The sequence below is a fragment of the Sneathiella sp. genome, from assembly GCF_002694385.1.
In the GTDB taxonomy this organism is placed as follows: Bacteria; Pseudomonadota; Alphaproteobacteria; order Sneathiellales; family Sneathiellaceae; genus Sneathiella.
This window is the reverse complement of the sequence record NZ_NZMB01000010.1, coordinates 317,829-333,802: the sequence shown is the minus strand read 5'-3', so window position 1 is coordinate 333,802 and position 15,974 is coordinate 317,829. Positions and strand designations below refer to the sequence as shown.

17 protein-coding genes and 1 pseudogene are annotated in these 15,974 nt (G+C 59.1%); 4 read left to right on the top strand and 14 right to left on the bottom strand.

The annotated features are described in order from the left end of the window. Positions 1–29: 29 nt before the first annotated feature. Entirely contained in the window at positions 30–209 is a 180-nt protein-coding gene (locus CMN55_RS06255) for a hypothetical protein (protein WP_008891788.1), read from the bottom strand. 371 nt (positions 210–580) lie between these two features. Between CMN55_RS06255 and CMN55_RS06250 the strand changes: the two genes are divergently transcribed. After that, positions 581–829, top strand: coding sequence for a hypothetical protein (locus CMN55_RS06250; RefSeq protein WP_293948684.1), 249 nt, complete (start codon positions 581–583; stop codon positions 827–829). A gap of 377 nt (positions 830–1,206) precedes the next feature. Here CMN55_RS06250 and CMN55_RS06245 read toward each other — a convergent pair whose 3' ends face one another. After that, entirely contained in the window at positions 1,207–2,058 is an 852-nt protein-coding gene (locus tag CMN55_RS06245) for a cation diffusion facilitator family transporter (RefSeq protein ID WP_007803328.1), read from the bottom strand. A 63-nt stretch (positions 2,059–2,121) separates the two neighbouring features. On the opposite strand from CMN55_RS06245, the gene CMN55_RS06240 reads away from it, so the two are divergent. Further along, the gene (locus CMN55_RS06240; protein ID WP_007803330.1) at positions 2,122–2,472 is read left to right on the top strand and encodes an ArsR/SmtB family transcription factor; all 351 of its coding nucleotides are present in this window, start codon (positions 2,122–2,124) and stop codon (positions 2,470–2,472) included. A 150-nt stretch (positions 2,473–2,622) separates the two neighbouring features. On the opposite strand, the gene CMN55_RS06235 is transcribed toward CMN55_RS06240, so the two are convergent. After that, positions 2,623–4,050 carry a relaxase/mobilization nuclease domain-containing protein gene (locus CMN55_RS06235; RefSeq protein ID WP_293948683.1) on the bottom strand — a complete coding sequence of 476 codons (1,428 nt, stop codon included), beginning with the start codon at positions 4,048–4,050 and terminating at the stop codon, positions 2,623–2,625. After that, a complete protein-coding gene (gene mobC, locus CMN55_RS06230) occupies positions 4,047–4,430 on the bottom strand; it encodes a plasmid mobilization relaxosome protein MobC (protein ID WP_293948682.1) in 384 nt (127 codons plus the stop codon). The genes CMN55_RS06235 and mobC overlap by 4 nt, the downstream gene beginning before the upstream one ends. Positions 4,431–4,793: 363 nt before the next feature. On the opposite strand from mobC, the gene CMN55_RS06225 reads away from it, so the two are divergent. Both CMN55_RS06225 and CMN55_RS06220 read left to right on the top strand, forming a co-directional pair. Then, on the top strand, positions 4,794–5,255 hold the full coding sequence (locus tag CMN55_RS06225; protein ID WP_293948681.1) for a MarR family winged helix-turn-helix transcriptional regulator: 462 nt from the start codon (positions 4,794–4,796) through the stop codon (positions 5,253–5,255). Positions 5,256–5,305: 50 nt separating this feature from the next. After that, entirely contained in the window at positions 5,306–5,707 is a 402-nt protein-coding gene (locus tag CMN55_RS06220; RefSeq protein ID WP_293948680.1) for a DUF1398 family protein, read from the top strand. A gap of 76 nt (positions 5,708–5,783) precedes the next feature. On the opposite strand, the gene CMN55_RS06215 is transcribed toward CMN55_RS06220, so the two are convergent. The 10 genes and pseudogenes from CMN55_RS06215 to CMN55_RS06170 all read right to left on the bottom strand — a co-directional run bounded on the left by CMN55_RS06215 (position 5,784) and on the right by CMN55_RS06170 (position 15,865). Then, a complete protein-coding gene (locus tag CMN55_RS06215) occupies positions 5,784–6,218 on the bottom strand; it encodes an SET domain-containing protein (protein ID WP_293948679.1) in 435 nt (144 codons plus the stop codon). Between the two features lie 135 nt (positions 6,219–6,353). Next, positions 6,354–6,803: a YaiI/YqxD family protein gene (locus tag CMN55_RS06210; protein ID WP_293948678.1), complete on the bottom strand. Its 450-nt coding sequence runs from the start codon at positions 6,801–6,803 to the stop codon at positions 6,354–6,356. A gap of 9 nt (positions 6,804–6,812) precedes the next feature. Continuing rightward, a pseudogene (locus CMN55_RS06205) lies at positions 6,813–9,143 on the bottom strand (xanthine dehydrogenase family protein molybdopterin-binding subunit). Between the two features lie 123 nt (positions 9,144–9,266). Beyond that, on the bottom strand, positions 9,267–10,463 hold the full coding sequence (locus CMN55_RS06200) for a CaiB/BaiF CoA transferase family protein (RefSeq protein WP_293948677.1): 1,197 nt from the start codon (positions 10,461–10,463) through the stop codon (positions 9,267–9,269). A gap of 37 nt (positions 10,464–10,500) precedes the next feature. After that, a complete protein-coding gene (locus CMN55_RS06195) occupies positions 10,501–11,256 on the bottom strand; it encodes a CoA-transferase (RefSeq protein WP_293948676.1) in 756 nt (251 codons plus the stop codon). Beyond that, on the bottom strand, positions 11,253–12,083 hold the full coding sequence (locus tag CMN55_RS06190; protein WP_293948675.1) for a CoA transferase subunit A: 831 nt from the start codon (positions 12,081–12,083) through the stop codon (positions 11,253–11,255). The genes CMN55_RS06195 and CMN55_RS06190 overlap by 4 nt, the downstream gene beginning before the upstream one ends. 24 nt (positions 12,084–12,107) lie before the next feature. Beyond that, positions 12,108–13,343: an MFS transporter gene (locus CMN55_RS06185; RefSeq protein ID WP_293948674.1), complete on the bottom strand. Its 1,236-nt coding sequence runs from the start codon at positions 13,341–13,343 to the stop codon at positions 12,108–12,110. Between the two features lie 129 nt (positions 13,344–13,472). Beyond that, positions 13,473–14,258 carry a TIGR02186 family protein gene (locus CMN55_RS06180; protein WP_293948673.1) on the bottom strand — a complete coding sequence of 262 codons (786 nt, stop codon included), beginning with the start codon at positions 14,256–14,258 and terminating at the stop codon, positions 13,473–13,475. Continuing rightward, the gene (locus CMN55_RS06175) at positions 14,258–15,175 is read right to left on the bottom strand and encodes a sulfite exporter TauE/SafE family protein (protein WP_293948672.1); all 918 of its coding nucleotides are present in this window, start codon (positions 15,173–15,175) and stop codon (positions 14,258–14,260) included. The genes CMN55_RS06180 and CMN55_RS06175 overlap by 1 nt, the downstream gene beginning before the upstream one ends. 354 nt (positions 15,176–15,529) lie before the next feature. Next, positions 15,530–15,865, bottom strand: a complete 336-nt coding sequence (locus CMN55_RS06170; RefSeq protein WP_293948671.1) for a DUF962 domain-containing protein — start codon at positions 15,863–15,865, stop codon at positions 15,530–15,532. Between the last annotated feature and the right edge of the window lie 109 nt (positions 15,866–15,974).

Genomic DNA, 15,974 nt, shown 5'->3' with positions numbered 1-15,974 from the left:
TGGCCTTCGGGCCAGCCGCGTTGATGGCCTCATAGACCTGGCGGGCGGACCGCCAGTTCGGCCTCGATATTGTGCAGCGATGCAAGAGCATTGCTGCGTTCAATCGATCCGCGAGGAGCGGAAGCAAAGGCGTTGAAAGCCTCGCGTAAGAGGGCATGCAGTTCGGCTGTGCTGCGCGATGCTGCATCGAAGCGTGTGATGAGTCTCATCGTCACCTCCTGTTGATTGTCAGGAGGCCCCGAACCGTTCAGGGCCTTTCGGCCCTCGCACACATCATCCATGGCCCAGTGAAGGCGCTGATGGATCGGGGTAACGCACTAGAAATCAATCAGAAGGTGGCGCTGAAAAACGCGTGAACAGACTTTCGTTTTCGGAAGCTAGCGCAGCATGATCGGACCTTTGCCCGCGCACGGCTTGCAGCAATTCGCCTTTCCCCTGACCGAAAGCGGATCGTGCATCAATATCCTGCCCGCACCAGCTCGGCAGTGGCCTCACCCGTGTTGGACATGACGCGGCGATCCTTTGCCTTCGGTCTTATCGGGGGGCGTTAACAAGCCAACCCGAACAAAGGAGATCAATCATGGCACGCAACAACACCCAAACCGCGCAAGGGCGCACACGCGAGTTCCGCGCACCGGAGTTTCTGGCGTGGCACGTCACCCAGAAAGGCGACAAATCCTTCTGGAACAAAGTCGGCGCAGCGTGGATGCACAAGGACGCCAAAGGCTACACGATTCAGCTCGAATCCCTGCCTGTCGGCGGTCGGATCGTCTTGCGCGAGCCGCTGGAAGACACGGCTTCACCTGCAAACGACGCGGGGCGCTCATGAGCGCCCCAGTCTCCAGTCAGATCGACTGGCGCGGCGTCGCGATAAGCGTCAGCTATCATCGGCATCAGTGGTCCACGTTCGACCACATCGAAGTCAACGTCATTGGCGATGGAATAATCCCCGTCACCGAGACAGGCTATCGCCCGCACTATCTGCACAGCGATGTCACGGACGAATATGGCGGGGCCGTTGCCTACGTGCTCGCGTGGCTTGAGCAAGAAGCGCAGACTAGCTGCGCAGCAAGATATATGACCGTTCCAAGCCCTACGCCGACCTTGAGGCCCGGCGCAGCGAACGCCTCATTAGAGCCCAGACTCACCGATGCTGCGGGGCGCGCGAATGTCGGCTTTCGTCCGGCGCGTCGCACCATGATGGAGTTAGTCAGCTTCCACCAAGTCACTCCGGGCATCGCGGATGATCATCCACGACGAATGCAGGAAAAGCCCCGCGATCGCGAACGCGACGATCAGGTCGGGCCATGCACTGCCAAGCCACGCGACCAGCCCGGCGGCGATGACCACGGCGAGGTTGCCGATGGCGTCGTTGCGAGAGAACAGCCAGACGGCTCGCATATTGGCATCACCCTTGCGGTGCTTTAGCAGCGGCAGCACCGCGAGGATGTTTACGATCAGCGCACCTACCGCGAAGGCTCCCATCAACCCGGCTTCTGGCGTGGTCTGGTTGAGGACACGCCAGAGCGTGCTGCCGACAACGCCAAGGCCCAGAAGGCCCAGAAACACGCCTTGGATCATCGCCGACCGCGCCCGCCATGTCAGGCTCCAGCCGATGGCGAGCAGGCCCAGAAACGTGATCGCACCATCGCCCAGAAAATCGAGCGCGTCTGCCTTCAGCGCCTGCGAACCGGACAGGAACCCGCCGAACATTTCGACCACGCCGTATCCGAGATTGAGCGCGACCACGATCCAGAGCGCGCGGCGATAGCTCGGGTCCTTGTAGGCCGGATCGGACGATGTATCGCCGTCCTCGATCTTCTCGAAACCGTAGCCGGTCGCGTCGAGCGCGGGCCGCACTTTCGGCAGATCGCCGTCCGCGATCCGCAATGTCATGATGTGGGTGGCGGCGGACACTTTCACGTCGCCTTCGGCCACGCCCGCAGACCGGGCCGCGCGCTCGATCTCGGCGGCATCTTTCGCGCAGTCCATGCCTTGCACCCGCATTCGGATCGGGGAGGAGGCTGTCGCCAACTTGCTGTTATCGGGCTGGCTCATGTGCGATCCTTTTTGTGGTGGCGGGCGAAAAGGTACGCTGCTAACGTATCAGTGGATAATGATATGACAGCGCAAAACATTCAAGACGATCTTTCGGCACCCGATACACTGGAACTGCGGGCAAAGCTCTTCCGGGGCCTAAGCGATCCCAGCCGTCTGACGATCCTCGATGCGCTGGTGTCGGACGAACGCAACGTGCAGGAAATCGTCGGGCATACGGGTTTGGGTCAGCCCAACGTCTCGAACCATCTGCGCTGTCTGCTGGAATGCGGGCTGGTCAGTCGCCGCAGCAAAGGCCGCTTCGTTCGGTATCGTCTGGCGGACAGGCGGGTCGCCGATCTCATCCGTGATGCAGATCAGCTACTTGCCTCGACAGCCAACGGAGTTGATGCCTGCCAAAGCTATACGGACTAACCGGCGCGACCTGCTGCAATGTCCTATCGGTGCGCCAAACCTGAAGCAGCCATCTGCGCATCCGCAGCGAATGCACCCTTTGTCCGCTGAGCGGTCAATCAATCGAGACGCAGCGAATGACCGCATTTCTCCTTTCTTGAGTTTAATGTGTTATCGGTCGAGATCAGGGCCGTCATAGGATGGTCCTTCTCTTTTTTGCTCGCGCAGTTTGCGCAGGCGATCCTGCGCCGACGTTGTGGAACGGGTCTGGCGCTCGGGCTTACGCTCCTTGAGCTTATCGAAACGTGGGCGTTCCGGCCGCTTCTTCGGTTCGGCTCGCAGCGTATCCAAGCGCTCGAAGGCGGTCTTTGCCTTGGGCTCTTCACCACGGCGCATTAGGCGATAGTTGGTGGTATCGTGATGCAGGGCGCGCAAGGCTTGCGCATGCTTGGTGCGCATGGCGTTGATTTCTTTTTGCAGCTCACCGCGCTCGCGCAATTGCGCATTGATCGTCATTTGCCGTTGATCCTGATCGCGGCGCAGCGCCCACATCACTTCGAGCTGGTTCTGCTTTTCTAGCTGAGCCCGCTTGCCTGTCAGACGATCCCACAGGCCCATCATGCCTTTGCGGAAGCGATCCGCTCTTGTGCGGGCTTCAGCTTCAAACCGCGCCTTCTGGCCTGCGTCCAGCTTGGCGCGTTCCAAGGCATGCGCCTTCGCCATCTCCATGCGGCGCGCATTCAGTTGATCGAGTTCGGCACGGGCGGACGCGCGCGCTTCATCGATATGCGATTTGATGCGCGGGAGAATATCTTCAGCAATGCGCTTGCGGGTCCCCTCAACGCTGTTCAGTGCGTCGGGCTTTCCAAGACGGGCTTGCAACTCTTTCGCTTTCTTGCCCGTCGCCCGTGAGATCGAAATGACTTCACCTTCGAAGGTGACAGCCACATGGCCGCGCCGATCCCCGCGCGCCAGAAAGAAGCCGCGCTCTTCAAGGGCGTGCGCGAAGGTGCGAGAGGAATCCGAGGTCGCCCAGGCTTCCTGTATCAGTTCTTTCAGTTCGCCCGCATGGCGTCCGATCCGCTTGGCCTGCTGCCATTCATCAAGCGAGAAGTTGCGTGGGTCGCGGTCCTTCGGATCGATCAGGCCGCGCGGCATTTGCCAGCCGTTCTCAAGATAGAGCTGGCGCGAGACTTCCCGAAGCTTGTTCTTGTAGAACGACATCGGCCTGGCGGTCATCGTCTCGGGGTCGATCCGGCTCCATACCGCATGACAGTGCCGCCGTCCTTCCTTCTCGTGGAAAACAACGACGCGCGGCTGGCCCGTTAGGCCGTTCTTCTCTTCGATGGCTTCCAGCGCTTTTTCGAAGGTGCGGACGTGGACACGCTCGTTCTCAGGCGGGTTCAAAGACACCGAAAACATGAACTGACGGCACTTTGTGCCTTTGGCGATGGCTTCGGCTTCGCGGAGCGCGCCAACGACATCATCGGACATGAAGCCGCGAATGTCGTGCAGCTCGACATGCTCGTTTTCTTCTGTCTTGAGGAGATGCAGCCCGAGCTGTTTTGCGCCGCTTCGTTGTGATCCTTTCAGGATCATGACGGCTCCACATCGGTACGATGGCCGAGCGCGCGAAGAAGCTCCCGCCGCATCAGCGCCACGTCGGCGCATGCGCGCCGAATGTCGCGTTCCGTATCGGGAAGAACGGGCAGCGTGCCGAGATTTGCCATCTTTGCGAGCTGGTTCAGATTGTTTGCGATCCTTGACTGCCCAAGCATGGCGAGCACCTGCGCCAGCTTCTGTTCATCCTTGATCGGGCGACGTGACCGCGCCCGTGCGCGTTTCTTCTTGAGCCCCTGACCATCGAAGACCTTGCGGCGGATATACGCCCCAAGCGGCATGTCGCCAGCTAGCTCTTCCAGCCTAGCGCGCTCTTCAAAAGTCAGTCTGAGGGAAAAGGGAGGTGTCTTTGTCGTCATCGCGCCACCCCGCAAATGTCCCGTTCGGGGGCGTTTGCAGGGATTTGGATTGCGCTAAGCAACTGATTCCATTGAGCGAGAATGTCGAACAAGGTGTTCGAACTTTCTCCTCCTAGGTGCGCCATTTCCCCCGATAGTACCCGACAGTACATGACTATCCTCGGACGATGTCTCATTACCCCTTCCGTTGTATCCACTGCCGGCTCCGAGCTTATGTCGTGTGACAGATGGGTTTACCCGCGCCGACGTATTATTTTATCTCAGTCGGAAATGCGCCTCATGGCCCGGCGGTATGAGCGTCTATTTAGTTGACTAGTAAACTTTATCAATGTAGTTTACTAGTCAACTAAATCGGAGGAACGAATGTCTGCCAATAAACCGCCATCGGATCTGCAGGCGCATCAGGGTTACTGGCTCCGGGTTGTGTCGAATGCCGTGTCCCAGAATTTTGCCCGCAAGTTGCAGATGGAAGGGGTGACCGTCGCCGAATGGGTCGTTCTGCGCCTGCTGTTCGATGTTGACCGCATGGCCCCCTCCCGCCTTGCGGAAGAAATGGGCGTGACGAAGGGGGCGGTGTCAAGGCTCGCCGACCGGCTGGCCGAAAAGGCGCTGATCGAGCGGGCGGAAAATCCCGATGACAAACGCGCGCACAGCCTGGCCCTCAGCCGGGCGGGGCGGGCGCTGGTGCCCTATCTTGCCGATCTGGCGGACAAGAATGATGCGGAATTTTTTGGCGTCCTTTCGGATATGGAGCGGCAGCTGCTGAGAAAAATTCTGCAGGGTCTCGTGCTGCGCCATGATCTGGGGAAGCTGGCGCTCGATTAAATCCTGCGTCATGTGCGTTCATCCTTCACATCCCGGAAGAGGGGGAATTTATGGATAGGGAATTTGTTGCCACCGCACAGCGCTGTCTGGACGCCGCCTATGACGGGTCTTTGTCATTTCCCGAAATTGTCGGCACGCTGATCAATGCCGGATTTGAAGGCTATGCGGTGGATTACCGGGGCAATACAACAAGCTATTATCTCGCGACGGGGGAGAGCGTGGTGCTGGAAAACCGGAAGTCATCCGGGCGGGTCGCGGCGGCCTTTGACGCGGCCGGGATCGCCGGGCAAATCAAATGGGCGCAGGCCAACCCGCCGGATTATTCCTATGCGGCCTTTTGCAGGAATGTCAAAGCCGCAGGCTGCGCCGGGTATATCGTCTCTTTTCCGGGGAAACGCGTGCTGTATTATGGCCGCACGGCCGAAACCCATCTTGAGATGTTCCCGCAATAGCCGCGCCGGAAACAGAAAATGGCCGCCAGGCAAATCGACTGACGGCCATTCATCATTGGCAGCGCCGGGGAGCCGCTTACTGCGCCGCGATCCCCGTTTCCTCGCTGGAACGCCGCGTGGCGAATTCGGCAACCAGAGAGGGCAGGAGTTCGAACTCCGGGTCAAATTCGCGATAGTCGCAGAGAAGTTCTTCCCCTTCTTCAATATCGCGGCGGGCATAGCCTTCCGAGATTCTGGTAAAGTCGGTATTCGGCTCTTCCGAATGGTTCATCAACCGACCGTTATCAATCTCAATCACCAGCATTCCCGGCTCATCATGGGCCGGATATGCATATTTCTTCAGGAACTCCTGAATAACAGGGGATCCGGTAGACAGCCATTCCTCCGGGACAAGCCGGTCGAAGGTTGGCTGATACTGCCAGATCAATGTTCCTTTTTTGATTCGTTCCGCCGCAAAAACGCCGACACCTTCTACGACGCTGGGCGCCGCAAATGTGCGAACTAACATCATGTGAGTTGGTCTCCAGACCGGAATATGGGGACGGCAGCCCCGCACAGCGAACGGCTCGCTGGCAATGAAATTAAGTAACTTTATTGGGGCAATTTACAAGCGGAAAAAAGCGCGGAATGAAAGTAGCGTCCGCCCTTATTCCTTGCGCAGTTTTTGCAGGGTATTTTCAAGGATATTGAGGAACCGGCTGCGGTCCTTTTTACTGAAGGCGGCGTTGTAACCGCTGATCTCCCCTGTCTGGCGAAGATGGGTGTTCAGCTCGCGCATGGCGACGGCCATGCCGATGGATTGGCCGGTAAAAGCCTTGCCCGTGGGGCCCAGAACAAGGGCCGATTTTTGCAGGGCGCGATCAGCCAGCGGAATATCGGAGGTGATGACGACATCGCGCATCCTGACATTTTCGACAATCCAGTCATCGGCCGCATCAAACCCGTCCGTGACAACGATCTGCTCGATCAACTGGCTGTCGGGCACCCGCATCCAGCTGTTGCTGACCACATAGGTCAGCAGCCGGTGCCTGCCTGCCACGCGGTAGACTTCCTCCTTGACCGGGCAGGCATCGGCATCAATGAAGATTCTGGTCAAGGAAGCCTGCTAGCTGGCTTGGCGGATGGCATCCCACACCCGCCGCGGCGTTGCCGGCATATCAATATGGTCGACGCCGAGTTCATGCAGGGCGTCAATAATGCCATTGATGATGGCGGGCGGAGCGCCGATGCAGCCCGCCTCCCCGCAGCCCTTCACGCCCATGGGGTTCATGGTGCAGGGCACCTCGATCGTCTCATAATGCAGATCCAGCGGGATATTGTCCGCGCGCGGCATGCCATAATCCATGAAGGAGCCGGTCAGAAGCTGCCCGTCCTCCCCATAAACGGTGTATTCGGTGAGCGCCTGCCCGATGCCCTGACCGACGCCGCCGATCACCTGATTGCGCACCAGCGCCGGATTGACGATGGTGCCGAAGTCATCGACGATGATATAGCGCACCACCTCGACCTGACCGGTCAGGTCATCCACCTCGACTTCCGCGATATGGCAGCCGTTGGGATAGGTGAAGGCCTCCACCGTGAAGCTGGCCTCTGTATCCAGACCCTCGGCAAGGTTTTCCGGCAATTGGCCCAGGCCGCGGGCGCGGTGGGCGAGTTCCATAATGCCGATTTTCCGGTCCGTNCCGACAATCGTGAATTCCCCTTCATCGGCGGAAAATTCNATATCCACCGCCGCGGTTTCCAGAAAATGCCCGGCCAGCTCCTTGCCCTTGCGGATCACCTCNTCACTGGCCGCATGAATGGCGGGGCCCTGCGTCGTCAGNGANCGCGAGCCGCCGGTGCCGCCGCCGGTNTTGATTTTNTCCGTGTCNCCCTGGATGATGTCGATATTTTCAAAGGGCACGCCAAGCCGNTCGGCCACGATCTGGGCATAGGCNGTGGAATGCCCCTGACCGGTCGATTGCGTGCCGACGGCGACGGTGACGCGATCCTCATCGGTAAAGCGGATGGTGGCGGTTTCCGTCGGNTTNCCNGCCGTCGCCTCNATNTAATAGCACATGCCGATGCCGCGGCGTTTNCCNNCNNNGGCNCTNTCGGCCNNGCGGGCGGAAAAATCATCCCAGCCNGAGACNTCCAGCGCGCGGTCCATGATGCGTTCAAATTCGCCGCTGTCATAGACGCAGCCGGTGGCGGTCTTGTAGGGGATGGCGCTGACGGGGATGAAGTTGCGNCGNCGGATATCGGCCTGGCTGAGGCCNAGCTCCCGCGCGGCCCTGTCCATCANCCGTTCAATGATATAGATGGCTTCCGGNCGNCCCGCGCCGCGATAGGCATCNACCGGCACCGTNTTGGTGAAGACGCCGGTGCATTGATANTAGAAATTCGGNATGTCNTAGACGCCGGGCATGACCTTGACCATGGCCATGGTCGGGATCATNGGGCCGAAGGTGGACAGATACGCGCCGAGATTGGCCNNNGTCTCCACNTTCAGGCCGACGGCCTTGTGATTGGCGTCGAAGGCGATGGCCGCNCGGGTAACATGGTCNCGCCCTTGCGTATCGGAGAGGAAAGCATCGCTGCGCTCCCCGATCCATTTGATGGGNCGCCCNAGCTTGCGCGANGCCCAGACAGCCGCCGCNCATTCGGAATAGAAAAAGAGCTTCATGCCAAANGCGCCGCCGACATCGGGGGTGATGATNCGGATNTTTTCTTCCGGCAGATGCAGGATNGNATTGGCGAGCAGGGCGCGCAGCACCCATCCNCCCTGCGTCCCCATNCGGAGGGTCATNTTCCCTTCCTCCGCNTCCCAGTCGGCNATNAGCCCGCGCGGCTCCATGGANTTGACGACNACNCGGTTGTTGATCAGCTCGATCTCNGTGANATGGGCGGCGNNNTCNAAGGCGCTGGCGACGNCCTTCTCGTCCCCCTGTCCCCAGTCGAAGGCGACATTGTTGGCGGCNGNNTCATGAANAANGGCNTNGNNGNCNTNATGNGCNGTGCCGGTATCCACAACGGCNNCNANNTCNTCGAAATCAATCTGNATNAGNTCCGCCGCATCCTTGGCCTGCGNCAGGCTTTCGGCAATCACAAAGGCGATGTTATCGCCGACATAGCAGAGCTTNTCCGTNGCCAGNACGGGGTGNCCNGGATCGGCGCGGNTGCTGCCGTCGCGGTTTTTGAGGGGGATCATGCAGGGAAGCTGGTTGGCGTTATCGGCCTCNAGNTCACTGCCGAGGATGATATCGACGACGCCGGGGGCGGCGCGCGCCTCCTCCACATCGACGGAGAGCAGCCGGGCATGNGCAACGGGGGAGCGCAGCATATATCCATAAAGCTGCCCNTCCAGCGTAATATCGTCCGTATATTGGCCGGTGCCGGTNATAAGGCGGAANTCCTCTTTCCGCTCGACCGACTGGTTTACACCGAATTTTACCATGATACCTCCCCGTTNCTGTCGCGATGTCCGCNTTGTTTNGCAGTCTGCGCCCGCCCTACAGTATCGGCGGAGACAGGCCCGGTTTCAAGACGGGATTTGCTGCATCCGCCCGATTGTTTGTNCTCAGGTCGGTGTTTCGAACAGGATGCCGCCCGCCAGAAAGCGGTCAATCTCCTCNTCGCTGAANCCATGATCGCGGAGAATATCNCGNCCGGCCGTNCCGAAAAGCGGCGGGGCGAGTTTGGCGGANCCNGGCGTNCGGCTCAACTTGACCGCGACGCCGGTCCCCGCATATCCGTCCATCTCGACCACCATGTCGCGGTGGCGCGTATGCGGATGGTTCATGGCTTCGGGNACGGACATGGCCGCGCCGGCGGGGACGCCCGCCGCCATCAGTTCGGTCGCCACGGCAACCCCGTCCTTGTCGGCAAACAGGCGGGTGAGGGCGGCATTGAGCGCATCGCGGTTTGCAACGCGCAGGGAATTATCCGCAAAGCGCGGGTCACGCGCGAGCTCCGGCTCCCCGAGGGAGGCGCAGAGCTTGGCAAACTGCCCGTTGTTGCCAACGCCAAGAAAGACCGGTGTTGTCTGCGTCGGATAGAGATCATAGGGTGCGATATTGGGATGGGAATTACCGGTCAGTTTCGGGGCGTTTCCGGACATCAGGTAATTGGCGGCATGGGGGTGTTGAAGCTGGATGCCGGTGTCATAAAGCGACGCCTCGACAAGCTGGCCCTTGCCCGACGCATGCCGTTCATTGACCGCCATCAGGATGCCGATCACCGCATTCATGCCGGTGCCGAGATCGACCAGCGGAATGCCGAGCCGGACCTGACCGGACGCGGGCGATCCGTTAATGCTGATCAGTCCGGCCCAGGCCTGGATGACGGCATCATATCCCGGAAAGCCGCCGAACGGGCCATCGGCGCCAAAACCGGTGACGCGGCAATGGATGAGGCGCGGGAATTTCTTCGACAGAACATCCTCATAGCCAAGGCCCCATTTCTCCATGCTGCCGGTTTTGAAATTCTCGACAAGGACATCGGCCTCTTCCAGCAGGCGGAGCAGGATTTTCTTGCCGTCTTCCGCCCGGATATCCAGCGCGATGGAGCGCTTGTTGCGGTTTGTGCCAGAAAAGTAAGCGGCGAGCCCGGCCTCGTTATAAGGCGGGCCCCAGCCACGGGTCTCATCGCCCTGTGGCGGCTCCACCTTGATCACGTCCGCGCCATGATCGCCCAGCATCTGGGTACAGAACGGACCGCCCAGCACACGGGACAGATCAACCACTTTCAGGCCTGCAAGGGCGCCTTTGCTTGACATATCGTGAATTCTACCTTCGTTTGAATGTAAGGACTTGCTATTTTATCCGACCGGCGCCGGATGTCACCGGAAATATGGCGTTTGCAAAATTCGGATAAACCTCCGCCACCTTCTCGCGGACATCGCGGTTCAGCAGGGCCAGAAGCTCCGGGTCCGGGGCGGGCGTCACCGGCGTGTCAGCGGTGTAATCAAAGGCGAACCCCGTGTTGTCGAGAACATCCTCAAGCGAGCTTGTTGCATGGACGGAGATCAAGCGAAACCGCTCCTTTTCCTTGTCGAAGCGGAAAAATGCCTTGTTGGTAATCAGGCCGAACGGCCCTCCCTTGCGGTAGGTTTTCTCATCGGAGACGCCGGGCGCACTGATGAAATCAACCTTTTCGACCAGCGTGCGGCGGGAATGCTCTTCCCGGAACAGAATGACTTTCGGGACAAGAAAATAAAGATAGGCCGAACCGAACGTGCCCGGCCATCTTGGGCTTTGCTGCGGGTAATCGCCCCGGCCCATCAGGTTGATATTGGCGTTGCCGTCAATTTGCCCGCCGCCGAGAAAGAAGGCATCAATTCGCCCTTGCGCCGCGCAATCGAAGAGTTCGCCGCCGCCGCCGGTAAAGAAATTATTGGCGACCGATCCCAGAATATTGACGTGCCGCGGCGTGCCCCAGGTGGCCTTGGCGAGCAGGGCGGCAGCCCCCGGAATAGGGGAGGCGGCGCCGACCGCGACATGATTGCAATCGCGCAGCAGTCCGGCGATCAGGCAGATCAGGGCCTTTTTTTCATCCGCAATAGCTGTCATGCGTCTTCAAGCTCCCTGTCAACGAAACGCGCAAGATAATCGGCAAATCCCTCATCACTGGCTGCCATCTGCATATATTCCCGCATATGGGCATCGTCCCCTTTCGCGCCATTCCAGAAAGGCAGGGGCCAGCTTCCGTTCGGCGCGACGCTGATCGCCCCGACATAGAGAGCGGGCAGGACGCCGGCCGCCATTTCCTCACTCGCGAACAGGCTGGTGTCGCTAATCGCGTCAACCGTGACAAACGCCGCTTTGGAGGCATGGGACATATTCACCAGCTCCCGCTTGCGGCCAAGCCAGACATTCCCGTCCCGGTCGGCAAGGGGCGCATGGAAAAGCGCAATGTCGGGCCGGATGGCGGGGATTGCGACAATCGGGTCTTCGTCTTCCGAGAAGGGATTTTGAATAATCTTCCAGTCCGGGTGGTTTTTCAAGACATCGCTGCCGATGATGCCGCGAAGGGGCATAAAGGGGATGCCCTTCTGGGAGGCCTGCAACGCCGCATGGATGGCGGGGCAGGTCGCATCAATCAGGCGGATGGACCCTTCCCGGACTGCTTTTGTAAAGCGCGGCGCGGGGCCGTATTCACCAAGGGTGAGGGCGGAGCTTTCCAGCGTATGGGCGCAGCCCGCGCCAATCAGTAATTCCGCCTGCAAGCCGCTGGTTGGCACCCCGACAAGATGCAGATTGCGCGCCCGCCGCCGGATAAGGGCGCGGGTCGCCGCCATGGACACACCCGCATAATCGGCGGGAATGGCAACTTTTGCGCCATCAGGAATGGCGGCGGCGAAGGCCTCTATGGAAAGGGTATCGGCCGTTGCGGACATCTTTCGTCTCCTTCCATTACCCGGTTACGTCTGGGCGCGGATCTTTTTATTCAGAATAAATGGCGATGCGCCGATCACAAGGCAAATAATCGAATAGGCAAAAACAGCGTGATAACTCGCCGTCAGGTCATAAATCAGCCCGGAGAAAAATGATCCGCTCGCCATGCCGAGGCCGCCGCCCACGGCAATACTGCCATATATCGACCCGAAACTCTTGCCATGGAAAAGCCGCGACGCAATCGAACCGATCATCGGCCCGCGTGACCCCATGGACAGGCCAAAGCAGACAATGAAACCCCACAGCGGCAGCACGGGATGCGCCTGATCCAGCAACCACAGGCAGATGACGGCCGTAATGGTCAGGACATAGGTCAGCATGGCCGTCCAGAACAGCCCGATCTTGAGCGCGAGATATCCTGCGCCGATCATGCCTACAGGAATGAATATACCGATCAGGCCGAGCTTTACCGACGCTTCGATCGGCGGAAAGCCAACCTCGATCATATAGGTGACGGCCTGAATGATGATAGAAAACATGCCGTTGCCGGTAAAGAAAAAGACCGCGGCAAGACCCCAGAAATAATTTGTTTTCATGGCCTTGCGCGGGGTCCAGTCAATAACCGGCTCATCAATCGTGCTGGTCTGGGTGGACACCAGATCATCCCGCCCTGCGGAAATCCGCCGCCAGGGCAGAAAGGCAAGGATAAGAAGGGTCGAGAGGACGCCTGCACCCAGCAGGAATTGCGCATGACGCCAGCCGTAATTTTCAATGAATAGCTGCGAAACCGCCAGTCCCAGCAGGGTCCCCGCCCCGAGCGAAGAATATATCATGGCGAGCGCGAGAGGGATCTGCTTGCGGAACCAGCGGCTCGCCAGCGCCGAATTCGGCACATTGCCGCTACAGGAAACGCCAAAACCGATGAGCAGGCTGATGCTGAAATAGAAATGCCAGATATTTGTCGCAAGTCCGGAAAGGATCAGCCCGAGACCGCCGCTGAGGATTGCGATGCCGTAGACATTACGCGGGCCCAGCCTGTCAAACAGCGTGCCGACCAGCGGGCCGGTCAGCCCCGTCACCAGCCCGCCCATGGAATAGATGGAGGCGACGGTGCTTCGCGACCAGTCAAACTCCATTCCAAGCGGGGTGACAAGGTTCGGGAAATTCTCAAAGGAAAGCCGCCCGACCATTCCCATCATGAAGGAAAGGGCCATAACGCCAATGGCAAGAGGCACAAATTCTGTTTTCTTGGGATCGGTCAAAAAACCCCGCTCCGTTCTTGTTGTTTTTGCCGGGAATAAGCAGGCATGGAAAGCATTCGGCCATGATACTAATCCAGCCGACGGCAAATTTGAATGCCCTTTCTTTGTCGCCCGGGCTTTATCGTTCGATTATTCCTTGCGGAACACGGCGGAGGCGAGCCACCCGGCAATCAATGCAACAATAATCGCCGCGATGCCGTACAGGGCCGGATAATCATGGGCAAATTCGTAGATCGTCCGGCCAAGCCCCGACTTCTTGATGAACAGCGGGGAGGAGGAGGCGCTGAGCAGTTCGCCGTCCTTGAACAGATAAAATTCAGCGATATAGTCGCCCACCGGCACGTTGGCCGGAATGGCGATGGTCGTCCGGAACAGCTTGTTGCCGAGGAAATAGACCGCCGCATCCTGATCGGAATAAAGACGTTCCCTTGTTTTCTGGCGCACCAGCGCTTCTTCAAACGGCGCGCTTACTTCGCCCAGTTTATCCGACTGGAAGCGCAGTCGGTCCGGCCCGATGCGCAGCCGTTGCAGCACGTCGGGCGGGGCAATTTCCTCAACCGGGCGGTTGCTGGCGAGGGCGTAGAAGCTCGGCACCCTCTGAAACTCCACGGCTTCCAGATTGATCCATATGCCTGCAACCCTGTCCTTGCGGCGGACAACAACCTCCTTTTCGGGGCCCCGGACGATGACGAGGACATCCCCGTTGCCGGGGCCGACATCTTCCGCGTCCAGCTCGATCGCGCCGAACAGCAGCAATTCCGTTCCGGTAAAGTCGGAGGTGACCGAGATGAGATGCGATGAAATATCGGTGATCAGAGACGATTGCGCCGCCGCCTCCCTGTCCGTCAGGGACGAAGAAAGGCAAATCGTGACAACCGCGATCAGGAACCGGAGAGAGGAATGCCGCTGGATCATCAGTTCCCCCCATCGGCGAGGGAGTACAGATCATCGGGCGTCACAACCATGTCGAACGCCAGCTTGAGGCAGACAACGATAACCAGGAAGGCCAGCAGGCCGCGGAGTTGCTCCCCGCGCAGCTTGCTGCCAAGCCGGGTGCCGATCTGCGCCCCGACGACGGCGCTCGCCACCAGCAGCAGGGCAAGCACGGCATCAACGGTCTGGGTGCTCATGGCGTGCAGCAGGGTGACGTTGGCGGTGACGAAGATGATCTGGAACAAAGAGGTGCCGATCACCACGCTGGTCGGCATACCCAGCAGATAGATCATGGCGGGCACCATGACAAAGCCGCCGCCCACGCCCATGATGGCCGACAGAATGCCGACCACGGCGCCAATGCCAAGCGGCATCAGGGCGCTGATGTAAAGCTTCGATTTGCGAAAGCGCATCTTGAAGGGCAGGCCATGAATCCAGTAATGCTGATGCAGCTTCTTGCGGGTCATGGATCCCTTGCGGGTCTTGATCAGGGCATTCACGCTCTCGATCATCATCAGGATGCCGATGGTGCCGAGAAACAGCACATAGGAGAGCGAGATCATCAGGTCGATCTGACCGATGGATTTGAGCAAGGTGAAGATCCACGCCCCCAAAATAGAGCCGAAAATACCGCCGACAAGCAGCACGACGCCCATCTTGAAATCCACATTTCCCCGCCGCCAGTGGGCCAGAACGCCGGACACGCTGGCGGCCGTGATCTGGTTGGAAACGGTGGCGACGGCCACGGCGGGCGGAATGCCGATAAAGATCAGCAGCGGCGTCATCAGAAACCCGCCGCCAACGCCGAACATGCCGGATAACAAACCGATTGCGCCACCCATGCCCAACACCAGAAAGAGATTGACGGAAATCTCGGCAATGGGCAGATAAACAGTCATTTCTGAAGCTTTTGCCTTCTTCTTTTACGCTGATGACGGGAGGCGTGGCGCTGGATAGTCTGCCTATACATGAAAAGCCTGATAAAGGGAAGGGGAGGCAGGGAAAACTTCGGCCTGTCATGCGATTATAGCGACCTATTTGCCATAGTCTGCGGAAACGGGCGATTTCGGCGCGCAGCAGGGGTCAAATCCGGGGGCGTTTCACCGCGGCGGCTGCCCGTCCTTCAGGGTGTTTTACCTTGCGTCCACGCGTCCATTCTATCGCGATGCAGATGGCTTCATTCCCGTAAGCGGGCGGCATGACGAGCCGGCATTCATCAGGATTTTAATTAACCGGTTAAGGAAATAATACCATCAGGTTGCCGTCACCCCTGCCTTGCGCAGTTCCGCCGGAAGTTTACCGCCAAGCCAGCAAAAATACATGCGGAAATCGCTGTAAAGTGACCAGAAAGGATATTTGAAGGTTGCCGGACGATTATGTTCGATAAAGAAATGAGCAACCCACGCCGGGCCGTATCCCGCGACGAGTGCCAGCAGGATCAGCCAGGGCCATTGCAGCCAGAGGGCGGCAATCAGGCTGAAGATGGCCAGCGTCGTGCCGAAGAAATGCAGTTTCCGGCAGGCGGGTTTCGAATGCTCCCGCAGATAGTAGGGCCAGAACTCCTGATAGCTGGTAATTCTTTCCGACATGCCCATCACCTCCCTTTGAGTATTCACGCCGTTTCTTTTTTGCTATTATAGCAGAATACGGGTGAGTTTTTCCAACCATTGAATGTTTTGATCAAGGTTGACGTTTACG

What these genes read in the sequence shown, in the direction of transcription:
- CMN55_RS06220 (WP_293948680.1), top strand. Translation starts at nt 5,306, where the DNA reads ATGGATAGGGAATTTGTTGCCACCGCACAGCGCTGTCTGGACGCCGCC.
- CMN55_RS06215 (WP_293948679.1), bottom strand. Translation starts at nt 6,218, where the DNA reads ATGATGTTAGTTCGCACATTTGCGGCGCCCAGCGTCGTAGAAGGTGTC.
- CMN55_RS06175 (WP_293948672.1), bottom strand. Translation starts at nt 15,175, where the DNA reads ATGACTGTTTATCTGCCCATTGCCGAGATTTCCGTCAATCTCTTTCTG.
- CMN55_RS06235 (WP_293948683.1), bottom strand. Translation starts at nt 4,050, where the DNA reads ATGATCCTGAAAGGATCACAACGAAGCGGCGCAAAACAGCTCGGGCTG.
- CMN55_RS06250 (WP_293948684.1), top strand. Translation starts at nt 581, where the DNA reads ATGGCACGCAACAACACCCAAACCGCGCAAGGGCGCACACGCGAGTTC.
- CMN55_RS06225 (WP_293948681.1), top strand. Translation starts at nt 4,794, where the DNA reads ATGTCTGCCAATAAACCGCCATCGGATCTGCAGGCGCATCAGGGTTAC.
- CMN55_RS06245 (WP_007803328.1), bottom strand. Translation starts at nt 2,058, where the DNA reads ATGAGCCAGCCCGATAACAGCAAGTTGGCGACAGCCTCCTCCCCGATC.
- mobC (WP_293948682.1), bottom strand. Translation starts at nt 4,430, where the DNA reads ATGACGACAAAGACACCTCCCTTTTCCCTCAGACTGACTTTTGAAGAG.
- CMN55_RS06240 (WP_007803330.1), top strand. Translation starts at nt 2,122, where the DNA reads ATGACAGCGCAAAACATTCAAGACGATCTTTCGGCACCCGATACACTG.
- CMN55_RS06195 (WP_293948676.1), bottom strand. Translation starts at nt 11,256, where the DNA reads ATGACAGCTATTGCGGATGAAAAAAAGGCCCTGATCTGCCTGATCGCC.
- CMN55_RS06190 (WP_293948675.1), bottom strand. Translation starts at nt 12,083, where the DNA reads ATGTCCGCAACGGCCGATACCCTTTCCATAGAGGCCTTCGCCGCCGCC.
- CMN55_RS06170 (WP_293948671.1), bottom strand. Translation starts at nt 15,865, where the DNA reads ATGTCGGAAAGAATTACCAGCTATCAGGAGTTCTGGCCCTACTATCTG.
- CMN55_RS06255 (WP_008891788.1), bottom strand. Translation starts at nt 209, where the DNA reads ATGAGACTCATCACACGCTTCGATGCAGCATCGCGCAGCACAGCCGAA.
- CMN55_RS06180 (WP_293948673.1), bottom strand. Translation starts at nt 14,258, where the DNA reads ATGATCCAGCGGCATTCCTCTCTCCGGTTCCTGATCGCGGTTGTCACG.